Source organism: Alphaproteobacteria bacterium, assembly GCA_016699305.1.
Lineage (GTDB): Bacteria > Pseudomonadota > Alphaproteobacteria.
The window spans coordinates 175486-191502 of record CP064970.1 but is presented as its reverse complement, the minus strand read 5'-3'; the positions used below and the strand labels follow the sequence as shown (position 1 = coordinate 191502).

General features: G+C 56.7%; 14 protein-coding genes. 8 read left to right on the top strand and 6 right to left on the bottom strand.

Going from position 1 to position 16017, the window contains the following annotated elements:
- Positions 1-293: 293 nt before the first annotated feature.
- On the top strand, positions 294-1007 hold the full coding sequence (locus IPI58_00935) for a hypothetical protein (GenBank protein ID QQR69282.1): 714 nt from the start codon (positions 294-296) through the stop codon (positions 1005-1007).
- Positions 1008-1455: 448 nt separating this feature from the next.
- On the opposite strand, the gene IPI58_00930 is transcribed toward IPI58_00935, so the two are convergent.
- The gene (locus tag IPI58_00930) at positions 1456-3429 is read right to left on the bottom strand and encodes a PBP1A family penicillin-binding protein (protein ID QQR69281.1); all 1974 of its coding nucleotides are present in this window, start codon (positions 3427-3429) and stop codon (positions 1456-1458) included.
- Between the two features lie 156 nt (positions 3430-3585).
- Here IPI58_00930 and IPI58_00925 point away from each other — a divergent pair, with 156 nt between their 5' ends.
- Entirely contained in the window at positions 3586-4179 is a 594-nt protein-coding gene (locus IPI58_00925) for a hypothetical protein (protein QQR69280.1), read from the top strand.
- A gap of 1 nt (position 4180) precedes the next feature.
- Here IPI58_00925 and IPI58_00920 read toward each other — a convergent pair whose 3' ends face one another.
- The gene (locus IPI58_00920) at positions 4181-5812 is read right to left on the bottom strand and encodes a rhomboid family intramembrane serine protease (GenBank protein QQR69279.1); all 1632 of its coding nucleotides are present in this window, start codon (positions 5810-5812) and stop codon (positions 4181-4183) included.
- 215 nt (positions 5813-6027) lie between these two features.
- On the opposite strand from IPI58_00920, the gene IPI58_00915 reads away from it, so the two are divergent.
- The 3 genes from IPI58_00915 (at position 6028) to IPI58_00905 (ending at position 9224) form a co-directional block, all read left to right on the top strand.
- The gene (locus IPI58_00915) at positions 6028-6708 is read left to right on the top strand and encodes a conjugal transfer protein TraI (GenBank protein QQR69278.1); all 681 of its coding nucleotides are present in this window, start codon (positions 6028-6030) and stop codon (positions 6706-6708) included.
- A complete protein-coding gene (locus tag IPI58_00910) occupies positions 6686-8113 on the top strand; it encodes a cytochrome P450 (GenBank protein ID QQR69277.1) in 1428 nt (475 codons plus the stop codon). Before IPI58_00915 ends, IPI58_00910 begins: the two co-directional genes overlap by 23 nt.
- 373 nt (positions 8114-8486) lie before the next feature.
- On the top strand, positions 8487-9224 hold the full coding sequence (locus tag IPI58_00905; protein QQR69276.1) for a hypothetical protein: 738 nt from the start codon (positions 8487-8489) through the stop codon (positions 9222-9224).
- Between the two features lie 71 nt (positions 9225-9295).
- Here the strand turns inward: IPI58_00905 and IPI58_00900 are convergent, their stop codons facing one another.
- The 3 genes from IPI58_00900 to IPI58_00890 are packed head-to-tail and all read right to left on the bottom strand — an operon-like array spanning position 9296 to position 13489.
- Positions 9296-10909, bottom strand: a complete 1614-nt coding sequence (locus tag IPI58_00900) for an ABC transporter ATP-binding protein (GenBank protein QQR69275.1) — start codon at positions 10907-10909, stop codon at positions 9296-9298.
- A complete protein-coding gene (locus tag IPI58_00895; GenBank protein QQR69274.1) occupies positions 10906-11760 on the bottom strand; it encodes an alpha/beta hydrolase in 855 nt (284 codons plus the stop codon). The genes IPI58_00900 and IPI58_00895 overlap by 4 nt, the downstream gene beginning before the upstream one ends.
- A gap of 4 nt (positions 11761-11764) precedes the next feature.
- Positions 11765-13489, bottom strand: coding sequence for an ABC transporter ATP-binding protein (locus IPI58_00890; protein ID QQR69989.1), 1725 nt, complete (start codon positions 13487-13489; stop codon positions 11765-11767).
- 196 nt (positions 13490-13685) lie between these two features.
- On the opposite strand from IPI58_00890, the gene IPI58_00885 reads away from it, so the two are divergent.
- The 3 genes from IPI58_00885 to IPI58_00875 all read left to right on the top strand — a co-directional run bounded on the left by IPI58_00885 (position 13686) and on the right by IPI58_00875 (position 15377).
- Positions 13686-14129 carry an NADH:ubiquinone oxidoreductase subunit NDUFA12 gene (locus tag IPI58_00885; protein ID QQR69273.1) on the top strand — a complete coding sequence of 148 codons (444 nt, stop codon included), beginning with the start codon at positions 13686-13688 and terminating at the stop codon, positions 14127-14129.
- A 6-nt stretch (positions 14130-14135) separates the two neighbouring features.
- Positions 14136-14795 (top strand): outer membrane lipid asymmetry maintenance protein MlaD, encoded by a 660-nt coding sequence (locus IPI58_00880; GenBank protein ID QQR69272.1) that lies wholly within the window; start codon positions 14136-14138, stop codon positions 14793-14795.
- Positions 14796-15020: 225 nt separating this feature from the next.
- Entirely contained in the window at positions 15021-15377 is a 357-nt protein-coding gene (locus tag IPI58_00875; GenBank protein ID QQR69988.1) for a DUF2155 domain-containing protein, read from the top strand.
- Here IPI58_00875 and IPI58_00870 read toward each other — a convergent pair.
- On the bottom strand, positions 15370-15999 hold the full coding sequence (locus IPI58_00870) for an HAD family hydrolase (protein QQR69271.1): 630 nt from the start codon (positions 15997-15999) through the stop codon (positions 15370-15372). The two genes, IPI58_00875 and IPI58_00870, sit on opposite strands and share 8 nt — an antisense overlap.
- Positions 16000-16017: the final 18 nt, after the last annotated feature.

The window sequence follows — 16017 nt, the reverse complement described above, 5'->3', positions numbered from 1 at the left end:
CTTTTTTCCCTACAGCCCATTCCTTGCCACTCCTACGGGCCTCTATGGGCCTGTTCGAGGTGAACGATGGTTCAGCCTTCGCCCTGGAGACCGTCTTTTGACTTTTGGCGGTTTCGATCCCTCTAACGGTTGGTTTCTTTCAAATATCCTGGATGGCTGGTTTGCGGGGACTGAATGAAATTGCTATGGATTGGGGGTGGTACAGGCTGCGAAGCCGATGATCGCACAGGGTAACGGGGGGCACGGCTCTCAAGGGGGCTGCGTTTCTGTGAAGCATGGCAAGGTCAAACAGCATGAGGCAAACCCATCAGCGTGGCATTGCCATAGGGCCGATTCTGTACATCGTGGCGATTCTGGCCGTCTTGGTCTCTGCCATTGCGGCGGGGTCGGGTTCGTTCAATAGCGATACCTCCGCCGTCAAAGCCAAAGCACAGGCAACGGCCATTCTTGGATATGCCCATGAAGTGAAATTTGCTGTGGATAGGGTATTGGGAAAGGGCTGCACAGATACACAAATCAGCTTTGAAAACAATGTTGTCAGTGGCTATACAAATCCAAATGCACCATCAGATAAGTCTTGCCATGTCTTTGATGTCAGTGGCGGTGGAGTTGTTCTACAAAAACCGCCAGAAGGAGCCAATAAAATTTTGGATGGTGGAGGTTTTTGGACTACAGATTATGTTCCATATATTATTGGTGGATACGCGGCAATTCCAAATATTGGAACAAATAGTAACGAGCTAGTTTTATATCTACCAATTTCTGAACAAAAGCTATGCGCTGCAATAAACAATATTCTTGGAATCAGCGATATAAATGATACTTTTGCACTGTATGGCGCGACATATACTGTTGGATACTTTATTGGTTATTACACTGCGTTTTCATATGATCACTATGCGCCGGGTGTCATGAGTGCCTGTGTTCATATCTATGATAATGAAATCAGTTTTCCTATTAAATTAGGCATACATTATTTTTTTTATTACGTCCTTAAAGTAAATTAGACTTATCTTATTCTCCGTCCTGCCTGTCAGATAGGGGGCGTTGTTCGTCGCGTCTGTCGGTTTCCTCGTTATCCTGCCGATCCATCTTTTTACTTTTCCGTTTTAACGGGCCGTGGATGGCCTGAAATGGTCTGGATGCTCCTTACCCTAGCTTTTTTCTACAGGCCCTTCCTTGCCCCTCCTATGGGCCTGTTTGGGGTGAACGATGGTTCAGCCTTCGCCCTGGAGACCGTCTTTTGACTTTTGGGTTTTAACGGGCCGTGGATGGCCTGAAAGGGGCTGAATCGCAGAATCCTTTCTGAACCCCAGCACCATCGGCCAGGTCAGGAGAGGGAGGCCCACGACAAGGCATGCCCTATTCATATAAAACCGCCCCCCTCAACAAGTATGGATCACAAGAATATGACGGGCGGGCGCGGGCTTCTGAGGGACGCTCTTGGTCGCATCGTTATAGCTTGTCGATCCAGTCGATGAGATTGCCGATCATGTCCGAACCTTGATCGCCGTTGCCCACGCTCACGGGATCCTGCCCCTCCTCGGCCACCACCGCGCCCGATAGCAGATCGCGTTCCGGCAGGCCGGCGCTGGCCTCGGCCATCACGTCATGCCATAGCTGCGCGGGCCAATTGCCGCCCACGACTTTCCGCATGGGTTTGTTGTCGTCATTGCCCATCCAGACGCCCATGGTCATGTCGGCGGTGAAGCCGACGAACCAAGCGTCACGATAATCCTGGCTGGTCCCCGTCTTGCCGGCCACCGGACGGCTGCCCAAGGCGGCGCGCTTGCCTGTCCCTTCCGTCACCACGTCGCGCATCATCGACACCAGGGCCGACACGCGATCTTCCGAGGCGATTTGGGGCGTGGACACGTCCGGACGGCGATAAAGCACCGTTCCTTGGGGCGTGCGGACTTCCTCGATGGCATAGGGCAATACGGCATGCCCGCCTTGGCTGAAAGTCGCATAAGCGGTGGTCAGGTCCATCAACGTGACCTCGCTGGTGCCTAATGCGAGACTAAGGTCTCGGCCCATAGGCGTGGTGATTCCTAGCCTGGCCGCTATATCGCGGACTTTTGTGATACCTGCCTGTTGCAGCACCTGTACGGCAATGCTGTTGATGGATTGCGCCAGTGCCTCGCGCAGGGGCATCTGCCCCCGCCAACGTCCGTCATAATTTTCGGGTTGCCAGCCGCGCATGCGGATCGGTTGATCGTTCATGATGCTGTCCGGTTCCAGCCCGCTTTCAAGCCCCGCCAGATAAACGATCGGCTTAAAGGCGGAACCGGGCTGACGCTTGGCCTGAGTCGCACGATTAAAAGGACTGGTCCGCGCATCACGTCCACCCACCAAGCACCGCACCGCGCCATCGGGCGCCAAAGCGACCAAAGCCGCCTGCCCTACCTGGTCCGCGCTGGCCGACGCCAAGATGGAATCCAAATGCCGTTCAGCGGCGCGTTGCAGTTTAATGTCCAACGTCGTCTGGATGATCACATCATGCCCAAAATCTCCGCCGGTCAATCCCGCCGCCTGCTCGATCACCCAATCGGCGAAATACAAGCCGTCGCCTGCCGCCCCCGGCTTAGCCCGGGGAGGCGGCGGTTCAAGAGATAAACGCGCCCTTTGTTCGGGGGATAAGAAACCGGCATCTTGCATGCTGTCCAACACCAGGGACGTGCGCAAGGCCGACTCGTTGGGATTGCTGGTCGGTGCATAGCGCGAAGGGGCCTTCAACAGCCCAGCCAATACAGCCGCTTCGCGCAAGCTGATATGGCGCGCGCTCTTGCCGAAATAAATCTGCGAAGCGGCATCGACGCCAAAAGCGCCCGCCCCGAAATAGACCTTATTCAGATAGGCGGCCAGGATTTCATCCTTGGTGAAATTCCGCTCTAACCACACCGCGATCAGCACTTCTTGGACTTTGCGCCGGATGGTGCGATCCGGCGACAGAAACAAATTCTTGGCCAATTGCTGCGTGATCGTCGATCCGCCCTGGCTCAAATGCCCTCGCCCCAAGTTTCTGACAACCGCTCGCACCAAGCCCAAAGGATCGACGCCAAAATGGCTATAAAAACGTCGGTCCTCGACCGCCAGTACGGCCTGCACCAGATGAGGTGGCAGGTCGGCCACGGCCAAGTTTTCGCCGTGGAATTCGCCAAAGCGGGCGAAAACCTTGCCATCGTTGGAAAGCAGGGTAATGGATGGCCGCCGCTCGGCCTCGACTGCCTGTCGCGGATCGGGCATGTCCCACGCATACCAACTGACCATCAGCGCCAATCCAATAAGCACCCATAGGCCAAGCAGCACCAATCCGCGCAACCATCCCCCTCGATGCACGCGCCGAGGCTTGGCAGGCGCAGATTTTCGCCGCGCCGTCTTGGCCGGACGGCGATGGGGCGTGGATTTGTTGCGACGGCGGTGTAACATGGAGGCAGCTTCAGCAGTCTTGATTGCGCACGGGTTTGGCGTCACTGTGGGGATCGATTATGGCCAAGTTCGGGCGCATGGCGGAGTCAGGCGCAAGAGGCTTGATCTTGGATGCGTTTCCTGGGACAAGAAACCGCGACAGAAAGGGTACACATCATGCAAACGCACCGGTCATTACGGAGTCTGGCGTTGAGCGCCGCTTTTCTTATCTGCACAATGCTGGCGACAGGCTGTGCCGAGATGGATTCCGAATCGGTCGTACTGACACCGCCGCCGGTGGCTCCCATCGTCTTGAATGTGTCCGAGATACGGTTTTTGCATCAATTGCCCCGTATGGCCCCCGATTCTAGCTTTGGCATGGCTCTGGCCGACTCCGCTCAGCGCTGGATGATGGACAACATACGCGCCTCGGGCATGGATGGCCGCGTAACGGTTCTGTTGCGCGATGCACGGTTGAGCGGGAAAATCCATATCATCCCCTCGGATGATTGGTTCATAGGCGACCGCCGCCGACTTTCCGCCGAAGCGCGCGTTAAGCTTTCAGTGATCGCGGACGTGCCAGACCGTCGTTATAACGGCTTTGTCGATGTCGAGGTGGATCGCGCCGTGGGCATGAACCTGGCCGACGATGTCAGCGATGCCGAAGCCATGAACCGGGCCAGCGACCGCCTGTTGCAAGACATTATGCCAGACATAGATGTCCGTTTGCGTGACGGCATCGCCACGCATCTGTCGCCACTGCGTATGTAATCTAACGGCTGTCGCACAATCCCGATTGGGTTAAACGCTGGCGAATATCCGCATGAACTGTCTGGATACAGACGGGTTGGGCCAAGCCACGCGCCTCGGCCAGGCGGTGCGGATCCAGCGCGACAGTGGCGGCCAAAGCCGCTTGAAGAGCGGGTTTAAGACCGGGATCCAGCATATGGGTCAAGATCGCATCTTCCTCAAGCGCCGTTCGAAAGGCCTGCTCGGCCTCGGCCCTGCGCATGGCGCGCAACAGATGAAGGCCATAGAACATATGGGCGCGGGGATCATGGGGATAGCGTTCTGTCAGCGTTTGACTCTGGGCAAGCGTGCGACCTTGCGACTCCATCAATTTGTCATCCGCCAACCAAGCTTGCTGCGACCAAATGCGCTGATAGGCATCGACAGCCGCCAAAGCCGAGCCGCCATAGGCTAACCCTGCCAACACGGCCAGGATCATCCCCACAGCGCGCAAGGGCGGATGGGGCGAAGAGTCCGACCATGCGGCCAGCAATGCCCAGCCCATGGCCAGCCCGGCCAAAGCGCCGCCCAGATGGGCGCTGAAATCCACCTTGTGTCCGCCTATGCCAAATGTCAGAGGCAGCAGAGAGGGAATGAGAATTTGCATCAACTGAATCTGGATTTTGTCGCGATCGATATTCGAGGACAAACGGAAACTGACGATAAAGGCCGCCGCCAACAAGGCCATGATGGCACCCGATGCCCCGATGGAAAGACTGTTTAAAGGATTCAGCGTCAACGACAACAAAGCGCCAGCCAATCCGCCGATAGCGAATAAGGCAAACAGCCAGGCGCGGCCCAAAATCGACTCCAGCACCAGACCGGCCATATACAAGGCGATGCCATTGAAGATCAGATGCAGCACACTGCCATGCAGCAGGGTTGACGTTAGCAGACGGTGCCATTCTCCGAATTTCAGTACCGCTCGATTGCTAAGGCCGCCCATCGCCGTCAATGTCTGAGCATCGGGGCTGAACTGGAATCCAGACATCCCCATTTGAAGCATCAGCTCCGCCACATAGACGATCAATAAAGCAATCAGCATGGCTTGAGTCAAAACCGGCGGACCGGGGCGCGCGGGGATCGGCACAAGGGGCGTTTGGAACAGGCGATCTTGCGAACACCATCGCCGCCGCCACACGCTTTGCAGCATGGGTTTGTAGCTCAATAAACCGCCCAGCCGCATATTCGTCCAGATATCGCCGCGCGTGACATCGACATGCCAGACATGCGTGACCATCGGGACAGGCGCGGCGCATGGCAGTCGATTTAATCTTTGCCGATCCGCCACGCTAACGGGACGCGCGTGAATCTCGATCACGGATAGGGAAAGCACCAGTTTCTCTTGCCCCAGTCTTTCTCGCAATCTGGCGGCGCATGCTTGAAGTTCCTCGTGCGACAAGGCGAATGCCCGATCCGGATCCGCCTCGCCATCCACCAGAACCACGATCTGCAAACCCTGTAAATTGGGACGCACCAGCACCATATCGCATGCTTGGACCACAGGTAAAAATTCGGGGATATCGATATCCGCGCGATAGCCGCGCCGCGCCACCAGATGGCAGGACAACAGTTGGGCGAATGTTGGATTGGACTCTGGATGGACGATATTCATTGAAATACCTCTTTATGTCGGTGGATCGAGCATCTGGCACAGTTGGTTTGCGAATGGAAATAAGCATACAATCGTACTCATAACCGCATGCCTTCGCATCACAAATACAAATACGATGGTAACTAGTTATTCCCCTGTTTTCATGGATCATGCCCCGCCTTTGGATTTATGAAAATACATGCATCCTCATTCTTTTCAGCCAAGGGATAATCCCGATGATCGAAATTGTGATGACAGGGCAAAGCGGCAAATCCGACCTTTTATTTCAAATGCACCGATTGCGCGCGCGCGTGCTGCGCGAACAACTGAAATGGGATGTATCGGTGCAACGGGGGTTAGAGGTCGATCAATATGACCTGCCCGACACTCTTTACCTTCTGTCCTTGAATCAGCGCAAAGAAGTGCGCGGCTGCTGGCGGCTGTTGCCCAGTACCGGCACGACGATGCTGGGCGACGTGTTTGGGCATTTGTTGCCCGCCCATCAGCCCATGCCCCGCGATCCCGCCGCCTGGGAAGCCAGCCGCTTTGTCGTCGAGCGGCACGGGGAAGGCCGGGTCAGTCTGGCCGAATCCAGCGCGGCGCTGCGTGAGATGATCGCCGCCTTATGCGATTTCTCGGCCTTGATGCAACTGCGCGAGATATGGACCGCATGCGAGGTATCCATGCTGCGACTGGCAAGCCGTCTTGGTTATCAGCCCGATTGGGTGGGTCCCGCGCAAAAAGTGGGAAACTATGAATGCGTGGCCGCGCGTTTCCTCATGCCGCCCGAGCAAAGCAAAGACCTACGCCGCCATCTGGGCTTTGCGCATCCTGTGCTGCATCCCGATGATTTGCCCGCACAAGCCTGGGCATTGAGAAAGAAAGGATCATCGGATGCCGTGCCCCGTTGCGCATAGACAGCAAAGCTGGACACAAACCGATACCGAAGCCGAGAACGAGAACCAGACAGGCCCCATCTTAAATCCCCCCGCCTCTATTCCCGCCAATCGGCGCGGCTGGGGCTTGATGCTGAATCTGACGCTTGATCGTTTGAAATTCTTCCAGCGCCTGACTCGATCAACCGAGGTGGTATGGCTGGAGGCGCGCGGCCAACGCATGTTGGTGCTGAACCATCCCATCGCCATGCGGCATGTGCTGCAAGACGCCGCGCAAGTTTACCGAAAAAGCCCGTTCTATGAGCCTTTCCGCCCCGTGATCGGCGACAGCCTGTTGATCGCCGAGGGCGAATCTTGGCGGTCGCAACGTCGCGGCGCGGCACCGGCATTCGCCCAAGCGCAACTCCAAGCCCTGATCCCCGCCATTCAATCGGCGGGTGACTATCTGGTGAGACGCTGGGCGGGAGAGACCGATACCGGCAAGCCCGTGGCGATAGCGCCCGACCTTGCCGCCGCCGTCATGAGTATCGCGCTTCAAGGATTATTCGGCCATCAGTGCCAAGACTCCCCTGCCCTTGCGCGAGCCAGCATGATCTTGCTGCGCGAGACGGAGTTTCGCATGTGGTCGCCCATGACCCTGCCGCAAGAATGGGCGTTGGCACTGCCGCCATGCAAGGGTGCCTTGGCACTGCTGCGCCGCAAGGCGCAAGAGATCATCGACGCGCGCCGCCGCCAAACAACGGCAGGAAACGACTTGTTAGCGCGGCTGATCGCCGCTTGCGACAACGGAGATCGGAATGCGCGTTTCCTGCGCGACCAAGTCTTATTCTTCATGGTCGCCAGCTTTGACACGACCATCCAGGCCCTATCCTGGACGCTGATGCTGATGGCCCAGCATCCGAAAGTGGCGGATGCCATGGCGCAAGAGGCCGAAGATTTCTTGTCATCCAATGACCTAGCTCGTGCCGAAACCCTATTATCGGATCTGCCCTATACCTATGCGGTCTTGCAAGAATCCATGCGGCTTTATCCCCCCGTATGGACAATCTCGCGCCAAGCAACGCAAGACGACTTGGTACCGTTCCCCGGCCATGGACGAGTCAGAGTTCCCCAAGGGACAACCGTGATGGGATGCATCCATGCCCTGCACCAGCATCCCGGCCTATGGCCGCATCCCGAACGCTTTGACCCATCCCGCTTCATGGGAGCACAGGCCCTTGCCGCGAAAAGCGCCTATTTCCCATTCGGCGGCGGGCCACGCATATGCATCGGCGCAAGGCTGGCCGAGTTGGAGTCGGTTCTGCTATTGGCCATGCTGGCGCGCCGCTTTGAATTTGCTCCAATCAACAAGCGTCCCGTTCGTCCCCTGGCCGCCGTGGTGCTGCGCCCAAGCCGGAATCTGCGTTTGAGGATTAGGCAGCGTTGATACGGTACTAGGACAGGTTTGCCTGGGTCCTATGGAATTACATTCGTAACTAATTAGGATTCTTGCTGAAGACGCAGAATAGGTTCGATATTCTTTGCAAATACAAAAAATGATAACGCGCGTTACTGTAACGGCCGTCATTTCTATTCATTTGATCACTTGCACAACACGAATGGAATCATGCATATTACACTCGGTCATTATCCATCGTGTCTCTGTGTTCCCTTGTTTGTAAGGAAACATGATTTATGCTGGATCGCTTTAATGAAACACCTTGGACTGGTCTTCAAGAGCATGCACAACCATCTTCTGCCCCAACATGCCTTTAAGAACATCGGCCTCCCGGTGTTGAAAAAGATAGAGAGGTAGCTATATGACGGGAAATATTTTCCTTGAAAATGTAGTTCCGCAGATAATATCCGGCCTGGTTGTTCTAGTAATAGCTGGCGTTTCTGCATGGGCATGCAGGTTTTTTTTGTCAAAAAAACCTAAATTTCTTTTCTACAAAAAGAGACGTTATGAGCTACCATCCAAAGGCGGCTCAGATGAATACAAATACATGACAGTTGTAGCTATTTGGAATCCGGGTGCAAAAATTGAGAAATCCGACATAACGGAGTGTATTAGTATAAATCTTTCCAGGGGCTTCCATTCCAAGATTCACACGAATAATGTTCATCTAGAACAATGGATAAGTAGAGATGATAACAAAATTTCGTTTCTACCTGAAGAAATTCCTCAAAAATCAGGGTTTGTTACGAATGTAATAACATCCTCTCCATTGTACGATATATGTATAAAAGGGGGTATATCATATAAGCATATATATAAATATCCAGATGATGGCTCCATCATACTTGATGGTTACTTCTTCATATTGAATATTATTGATACAATATTACTGTTAATATTATTTTTTTCGTTGATGTCTTCTATATATATATTTTATATGATCTTTACTTATAATAAAGAAATATATATCTTTACGACTATATTGATAACAATTCTGAATATATTCCTTATTTTTAAGCAGCCAAGGATATGCAGCCAATATGTTCTAAGAAAATGCCAGATACCAAGCGATCTAAGATCATATTATGACGGCGAATAGCCGCAATCATCCCATCCAGCACATCATCATATTCATGGCCTATAGCAAAGTTCGAACCTTGAACGATCACATCACCCCGCGTTCAGATAGGCGGCCTTGAACAAAGTTTGCGTATAGGGTTGTTGCGGGGCGTTGAATATCTGGTCGGCAGGGCCGGATTCCACCACGCGCCCGTCTTTCATCACCATCACGTCATGGGCCAGGGCGCGCACGACGCGCAGGTCATGGCTGATGAACAGATAGGCCAAGCCCATCTGGGTTTGCAGATCACGCAACAGGCCCACGATTTGCGCCTGGATGGACACGTCAAGGGCCGAGGTCGGCTCGTCCAGGACGATCAAGCGCGGCTGCAGAACCAAGGCGCGGGCGATGGCCACGCGCTGACGCTGACCGCCCGAGAATTCATGCGGATAACGATGCCGCGCCTGTGGGTCCAGTCCCACGCGGCGCAAGGTTTCGATGACCTTGTCTTCCCGCTGGGCGGGGGTGCCGATATCATGAATCTCCATGCCCTCGGCCACGATCTGCCCCACCGTCATGCGCGGGCTAAGCGCGCCATAGGGGTCTTGGAAGACGATCTGCATGCGCTGGCGCATGGGGCGCAGGGCCTTGCCCTTCAAATCCTGGATCGCCTGACCCTCAAAGCGTATGGGGCCTTGGCTGTCGATCAGACGCAAAAGGGCAAGCCCCAAGGTCGTCTTGCCCGATCCGGACTCGCCCACCACGCCCAAAGTGCGTCCGGCATGCAATTGCAGCGATACGCCGTCCACCGCCCGCACATGATCCACCGGACGACGCAGCACGCCGCGCAAAACGGGAAAATGCACCCGCAAGTCTTCTGTCGCCAGAATCTCGGGCGTAGGGGCGGCAGGCGGCGGCGGGGCCAGGCCCGGTTGGGCGGCCAGCAAGGCCTTGGTGTAATCATGCTGAGGCGAAGTGAAAATCGGCGCGGATGCCCCTTGTTCGACAATCTGCCCCTGACGCATCACGCATAGCCGGTCGGCCAAGCGGCGCACGATATTCAGGTCATGGGTGATCATCAACAGAGCCATGCCGAAACGCTGACGCAGTTCCAGCAACAGATCCAGAATCTGCGCCTGCACCGTCACGTCCAGCGCCGTGGTCGGCTCGTCCGCGATCAACAAATCAGGATCGTTGGCCAGTGCCATGGCGATCATCACACGTTGCCGCTGTCCACCCGATAATTGGTGCGGATAGGCCGACATGAACCGGCCCGCATCCTCCAACCCCACCAGGCGCAACAGCTCGGCCACTTTGGCCCGAGCAGCGTTCTTATCCAGCCTTTTATGCAAAATCAGACTTTCCGCGATCTGCCTTCCTACGCGATGCAAGGGATTGAGCGAGGTCATGGGTTCTTGAAAGATCATGGCCATGCGATTGCCGCGCAATTCTTGCCACTGCGTTTGCGTGGCGAAAGCCAAATCCTGCCCCTTAAACAAAATGCTGCCGTGGCGAACACAGCCCGAACCTTGGGGCAGAAGATTCATCAAGGAAAGAGCCGTCACGGATTTACCCGACCCCGACTCGCCTACCAAAGCCAGCGTATCGCCCCGATGCACCGAGAAACTGACCCCGCGCACGGCCTGGACCGTCCCGCCCGGCGTGGCGAAATCCACGGCCAGGTCGCGCACTTCCAACAACGGAGAATCGGGCATACCGCTCATCTTGTGGCGTCGGGCAGCGGTTTGAGGAAATCCAGCACCATCAACTGAGTCTCGGGAGCCAACAGATCGTTATGCCCCAGCCCGGGCAGAAAAATGCCTTGCTTGGGCTGGCGCGCGGCCTCGAACAACTGGCGGCCCAGTTTCACCGGCACCACATCATCCGCCTCGCCATGCAGGATCAACAGCGGGGCCTTGATCTGTCCGATGCGCGAAAGAGAATCAAAGCGATCCCATAACAGCCAACTGACCGGCACAAGCGGATAATGATGCGATGCCGCATCCGCCAGCGAGGTATATGGCGATTCCAGAACCAGCGCCGCCACCGAACGCTCAGTCGCCATGGCAACAGCCAGGCCGGTGCCCAAAGACTCGCCGTATAGAATCAGCGATGCTCCGGCAATGCCGCGCTGCGCCAGTCTGTCCAACAAAAGCCACGCATCGGCGGTCAAGGCTTCCTCGCTGGGCTGGCCCGGATTGCCGCCATAGCCGCGATACCCCGCCACGACCACGCCATAGCCCGCATTCAGCCACGGCGTCACTTTATCCAGGCGACCATCGGGATTGCCGCCATTGCCGTGGAATAGGACGATCGTGGGACGGGCGGAATCCTCGGCCTGGACATGCCAACTGGAGATCGTAAGCCCGTCGGGCGTGGTGACTGGGATCACTTCGACCGGCAAGGGGCGCCATTTCTCGATGGAAAAGGCGCGCGGTTCGGGCAGGAATATCAAGTGACGTTGCGCCAAGGTCAGCCCCGCCACGGCCAACAGGTAAAGCGCCAAGGCCGCCAGCAGAAACCGCGCCCAGCCTGTCGCCATAAACCGAGACACAAAGGAACGAGAAGAGGACATCGAATCAGACTCCATCAACAGATGATGATGCGGGTTTACCCAGACCATAAAGCCGCGCATAGAGCCCGCCGCCGCCCATAAGCTCGGCGGGCGTCCCATGCTCGACAACGCGGCCATGGTCCAGGACATAGACATAATCCGCATCCGCCAAGGCCGAAGGCCGATGCGCGATCACCAATGTGGTGCGGCCTTGTTGCAACTGACGCAAAGCGGCCTGCACGGCGCGTTCGGATTCGGCGTCCAGCGCCGATGTGGCCTCGTCCAACAACAACAAGGGCGCGTCGCGCAGCATGGCCCGGGCGATGGTCAAACGCTGACGCTGACCTCCGGAAAGCGATAAGCCGTTCTCGCCGATCACCGTGTCATAGCCTTGGGGTAAGGCGGCGATAAAGTCATGGGCGCTGGCAGAGCGGGCGGCTTGTTCGATTTGCGCGTCGCTGGCCCCTGGCCGTCCATAGGCGATATTGGTGCGCACGGATTCGTTGAACAAGACGGCCTCTTGACTGACCAAGGCGATCTGACCGCGCAGGCTTTCCAGCGTCACATCGCGGATATCCGTTCCGCCGATCAGCAAGCGGCCTTGCTGAGGATCGAAAAAACGCAGGATCAGGCTGATGACGCTGGACTTACCCGCCCCCGATGGTCCCACCAAGGCGACGGTGCGGCCAGGCGGCACGTCGATATCCACCTCTGTCAGGGCCGGTTTACCATCGGCATAAAGAAAGCTGACCTTCTCCAGCTTCAAGCCATGCTTACCCGGCGGCAAAGTCTTGGCCCCTGGCGTATTCACCACCTGAGGCGCGGTATCCAACATGGCGAAAATGCGCTCAGCCGCCGCCATGCCCGCTTGCATCTGCGGATTGACGCGCGCCAGTCGCTTCATCGGTTCATAGGCCAGCAAAAAGGCAGTCATGAATGACAACAAGGCACCCGCCGTGCTTTGTCCCTCGCCGATGCGCCACGCGCCGTACAGCAAGACCAAAACGATGGTCAGGCCGCTAAAGACTTCGGTAATCGGCGCGGCGGCCGATGCGGTGCGCGCGGCCTTCATGGCCAGCGCATACATGCGCTCGGTCAGACCGCCCACGCGGTTCTGCTCATGCGATTCCATGCCATAGGCCTTGACATGTCGAATGCCTTGGAAGGTCTGATTAAGGGCATCGGCAAAACTGGCCACCGCCGCCTGGGTGTGCGAGGCCACGCGGCGCAGTTTTTTGGCCTTGCGCGCCACATAAAGCGCGGTCCACGGAAAGACCAGCGATGCGCCAAGCGCCAAGCGCCAATCCTGCCAAAACATGACGCCGATCAAAAAGGCCAGAGTCAACACGCCGCGCACGCTGCCCGTCAGGCATTCCACCACCGTGCTGCGCATGATGCCCACGTCATTGGTCATGCGCGAAATCAAAGTGCCCGAGGCGTTATCCTGGAAAAACGACAAATCCGAATTCATCAAATGGCCATAAGTCTGATTCTGGATGGTGGCCACCACGCGCTGGCCGATATGGCTCATCAACACGCTGTGGCCATAAGTGGCCAAGCCGCGCAACACAAAGGACCCTAGGATAATCAGGCTCAGTTCGATCAAACGATCCGTCTGGCGCGACTGGAAGCCGTCAAAGATCATCTCCATCAGCTTGGCCCAGGCCGCCGTCATGGAGGATGCCACGGCCATCAGCAACAAAGCCCCCACCAGCGTCCCGATATGAGGACGCAAATAGGTCTTGGCCATGCGTTTCAGCAAGGGCCATGATTCCGTGGGATGGTGGTCGGCGGAAGATGTGGATGATGTAGTCAAGAGCAGCGGCGACCTTCTTGTTCATGAACGTTTTTCCCGCCGTTACCGATAGCAGACTGCAAGCCTTTGGGCGACCCCCTTTGCGCAGCCATCTTGCCCCCGAGGCCGGAGGCTGTCATAAAGCTTCGTGATGACTGGAAAACTCTCTTGGATTCGGCGTTTGTCCCAAATCGGTACGCTGCTGGCGGTTGGCCTTTGCGCCAGCCTGGTCGGCACGGACGAGGCGGGCAATCGCTATTACCGCGCCCGCCGTACACGGCCCGGACAGCGCGAGAGGCGCTTTGTGATCTATCCTGGCGAGACCGATTCTAGTTCGGTTCCGGCACGATGGCATGGTTGGCTGCACCACACGCTGGACGTGCCCTTGGATCCGCGCGAATCCCATTATTCTTGGCTGAAATCCCATCGGCCCAATCTGTCGGGCCTGCCCGGTGCCTGGCTGCCGCCAGGTCATCCTATGGCAAGCGGGCAACGTCCGGCCAGTACGGCTGATATTCAGACTTGGCAACCGCCTTCGGACACGGCACCATCGGCGTCCGAAAGGGCTGTTTCCTCCACCCTCCAGGGAAGGTAAATCCTCATGAAACGGAATGTCATTGAAACCGTCATCGGCGCCGTCGTTCTGGCCGTGGCCGCGTTCTTCCTATCCTTCGCCTATCGCAGCGCCGATCTGCGCAAAGTGGAAGGCTACGAGATCACCGCCGCCTTCCCGAATATTGAAGGCCTGCACATGGGCAGCGATGTCCGCATCAACGGCGTCAAGGTCGGCACCATATCCAGCCAGGTTCTGAATCCAAAGACCTTCCTGGCAGATGTGCGCTTTACACTGGCACCCGAGATTCGCATTCCCAGCGACACGGTGGCGGTGGTGGCCAGCGAAGGTCTGCTGGGTGGGCGCTATCTGTCGCTTGAGATCGGCGTGGAAGAAGACCTGATCGCCAATGACGGCACCGGCAAGCTAACGCGCACACAACCTCCGATGAGATTAGAAGACCTGATCGGCCAAGTGGTCTTCAGTCGTCAGAAATCAGGCGAAGGCGCGGCACCTGCCCCTGCGGCGGCACCTGTGGCTGTTCCCGCCCCAGCGCCAGCTCTAACACCGAGCGCACCGAGCGCGCTGCCGTCCAGCAGTTCGGCTGTTCCGGCCCCACTGCCCCCGGCTCCGCGCACGGCAGTGCCAGCACCCAAGCCCATGCAAAATCCTGCGCCCTTGCCCGCAATGGAAGATCCGGAAGAATAAGAGAGCGCACGGATGCCGCCCGAGATGGCCACGCATTTAAGAGGAAGCCGAGTAAGGATTCTCGGTTTGATATTGGCTTTGTATGTCTTGGCTGGAATGCCATGCCTTGCCTATGCGGCGGATACTTCTGTGCCACCCAATGAATCGTTCTTACCGGATCAGAACTCAAATGATCAGGACGGCGCGAATATTGACGAACAGCCAGAGGCTGCGACCGAGCCGCCTCTGGCCGTATCGTCTTCATCAGAGACATCAAAGCCACCCCCGGTCCCAATGGAATATTATCCCGTCGCTGTGCTGCGCGGACTGGACAAGGTGGCAGCTAAGGCCGAACGCTTTCTGGCACCGGTGGGCGTACCCATGCATTTTGGCACACTCGATGTAACCGTACGCGCTTGCGCCAAAACGCCGCCCGAGGAAAAGCCCGAGGCCGCAGCCTATCTGGAGATCAACGAATCGCGCCAAGGTACCCAGCCTGTTGTGCTGTTTCGCGGCTGGATGTATGCCTCCAGTCCTTCTTTATCCGGCCTGGAACATCCTGTGTATGACTTATGGCTATTAGATTGCCAGTCGGCTAAATAGGAAGCCCCGGCAAACGCTGCCCTACACCTTTTGCGTTCATATAACCCAACAAGGAAGGTATGCTGGCTTTGCGCAACAGCACCGGCAGTTCGCGCACATGCTCAATCACATGATCGGCATAGCTCGGTCCATCAGGATCGGGCATGCCCGTCTCAGGCAAAGGCGAAGCTATGAAGATGGACATCGCCAATCCTGCCTGACGTGCCGATTGCACATCACGGGCTCGGTCACCGACCATGGCGCTACGTGATAGATCAATGCGCAGACTTTGGGCGGCATCCAAGATCATACCCGGGGCCGGTTTGCGCCAGAAACTCTCACATCGAAAGGCTTCAATTTGAGCATGGGGATGATAGGGAGCGTGCAGAACATCGTCCAAGACGACATCTTCCGCCGACAGCAAACTACGCATGTGATCGGTGACATCACGATAGTCCTGCAACGATAGATGGCCGTGGCCGATCCAGGACTGGTTGGTCACCACCACCAGCCGCCACCCCATCCCCTGAATATGCCGCAGTACAGGGGCCACACCTGGCATCAACGAGAAATTGTGACGATCCGTCGCACAGCCTGTATCGGTGTTAATGACACCGTCACGGTCTAAGAATAGTGCGGGCATATCCTGACGCATCGGCTT

What these genes read in the sequence shown, in the direction of transcription:
- IPI58_00900 (QQR69275.1), bottom strand. Translation starts at nt 10,909, where the DNA reads ATGAGCGGTATGCCCGATTCTCCGTTGTTGGAAGTGCGCGACCTGGCC.
- IPI58_00920 (QQR69279.1), bottom strand. Translation starts at nt 5,812, where the DNA reads ATGAATATCGTCCATCCAGAGTCCAATCCAACATTCGCCCAACTGTTG.
- IPI58_00905 (QQR69276.1), top strand. Translation starts at nt 8,487, where the DNA reads ATGACGGGAAATATTTTCCTTGAAAATGTAGTTCCGCAGATAATATCC.
- IPI58_00890 (QQR69989.1), bottom strand. Translation starts at nt 13,489, where the DNA reads ATGGCCAAGACCTATTTGCGTCCTCATATCGGGACGCTGGTGGGGGCT.
- IPI58_00895 (QQR69274.1), bottom strand. Translation starts at nt 11,760, where the DNA reads ATGTCCTCTTCTCGTTCCTTTGTGTCTCGGTTTATGGCGACAGGCTGG.
- IPI58_00870 (QQR69271.1), bottom strand. Translation starts at nt 15,999, where the DNA reads ATGCCCGCACTATTCTTAGACCGTGACGGTGTCATTAACACCGATACA.
- IPI58_00935 (QQR69282.1), top strand. Translation starts at nt 294, where the DNA reads ATGAGGCAAACCCATCAGCGTGGCATTGCCATAGGGCCGATTCTGTAC.
- IPI58_00930 (QQR69281.1), bottom strand. Translation starts at nt 3,429, where the DNA reads ATGTTACACCGCCGTCGCAACAAATCCACGCCCCATCGCCGTCCGGCC.
- IPI58_00915 (QQR69278.1), top strand. Translation starts at nt 6,028, where the DNA reads ATGATCGAAATTGTGATGACAGGGCAAAGCGGCAAATCCGACCTTTTA.
- IPI58_00925 (QQR69280.1), top strand. Translation starts at nt 3,586, where the DNA reads ATGCAAACGCACCGGTCATTACGGAGTCTGGCGTTGAGCGCCGCTTTT.
- IPI58_00885 (QQR69273.1), top strand. Translation starts at nt 13,686, where the DNA reads ATGACTGGAAAACTCTCTTGGATTCGGCGTTTGTCCCAAATCGGTACG.
- IPI58_00910 (QQR69277.1), top strand. Translation starts at nt 6,686, where the DNA reads ATGCCGTGCCCCGTTGCGCATAGACAGCAAAGCTGGACACAAACCGAT.
- IPI58_00880 (QQR69272.1), top strand. Translation starts at nt 14,136, where the DNA reads ATGAAACGGAATGTCATTGAAACCGTCATCGGCGCCGTCGTTCTGGCC.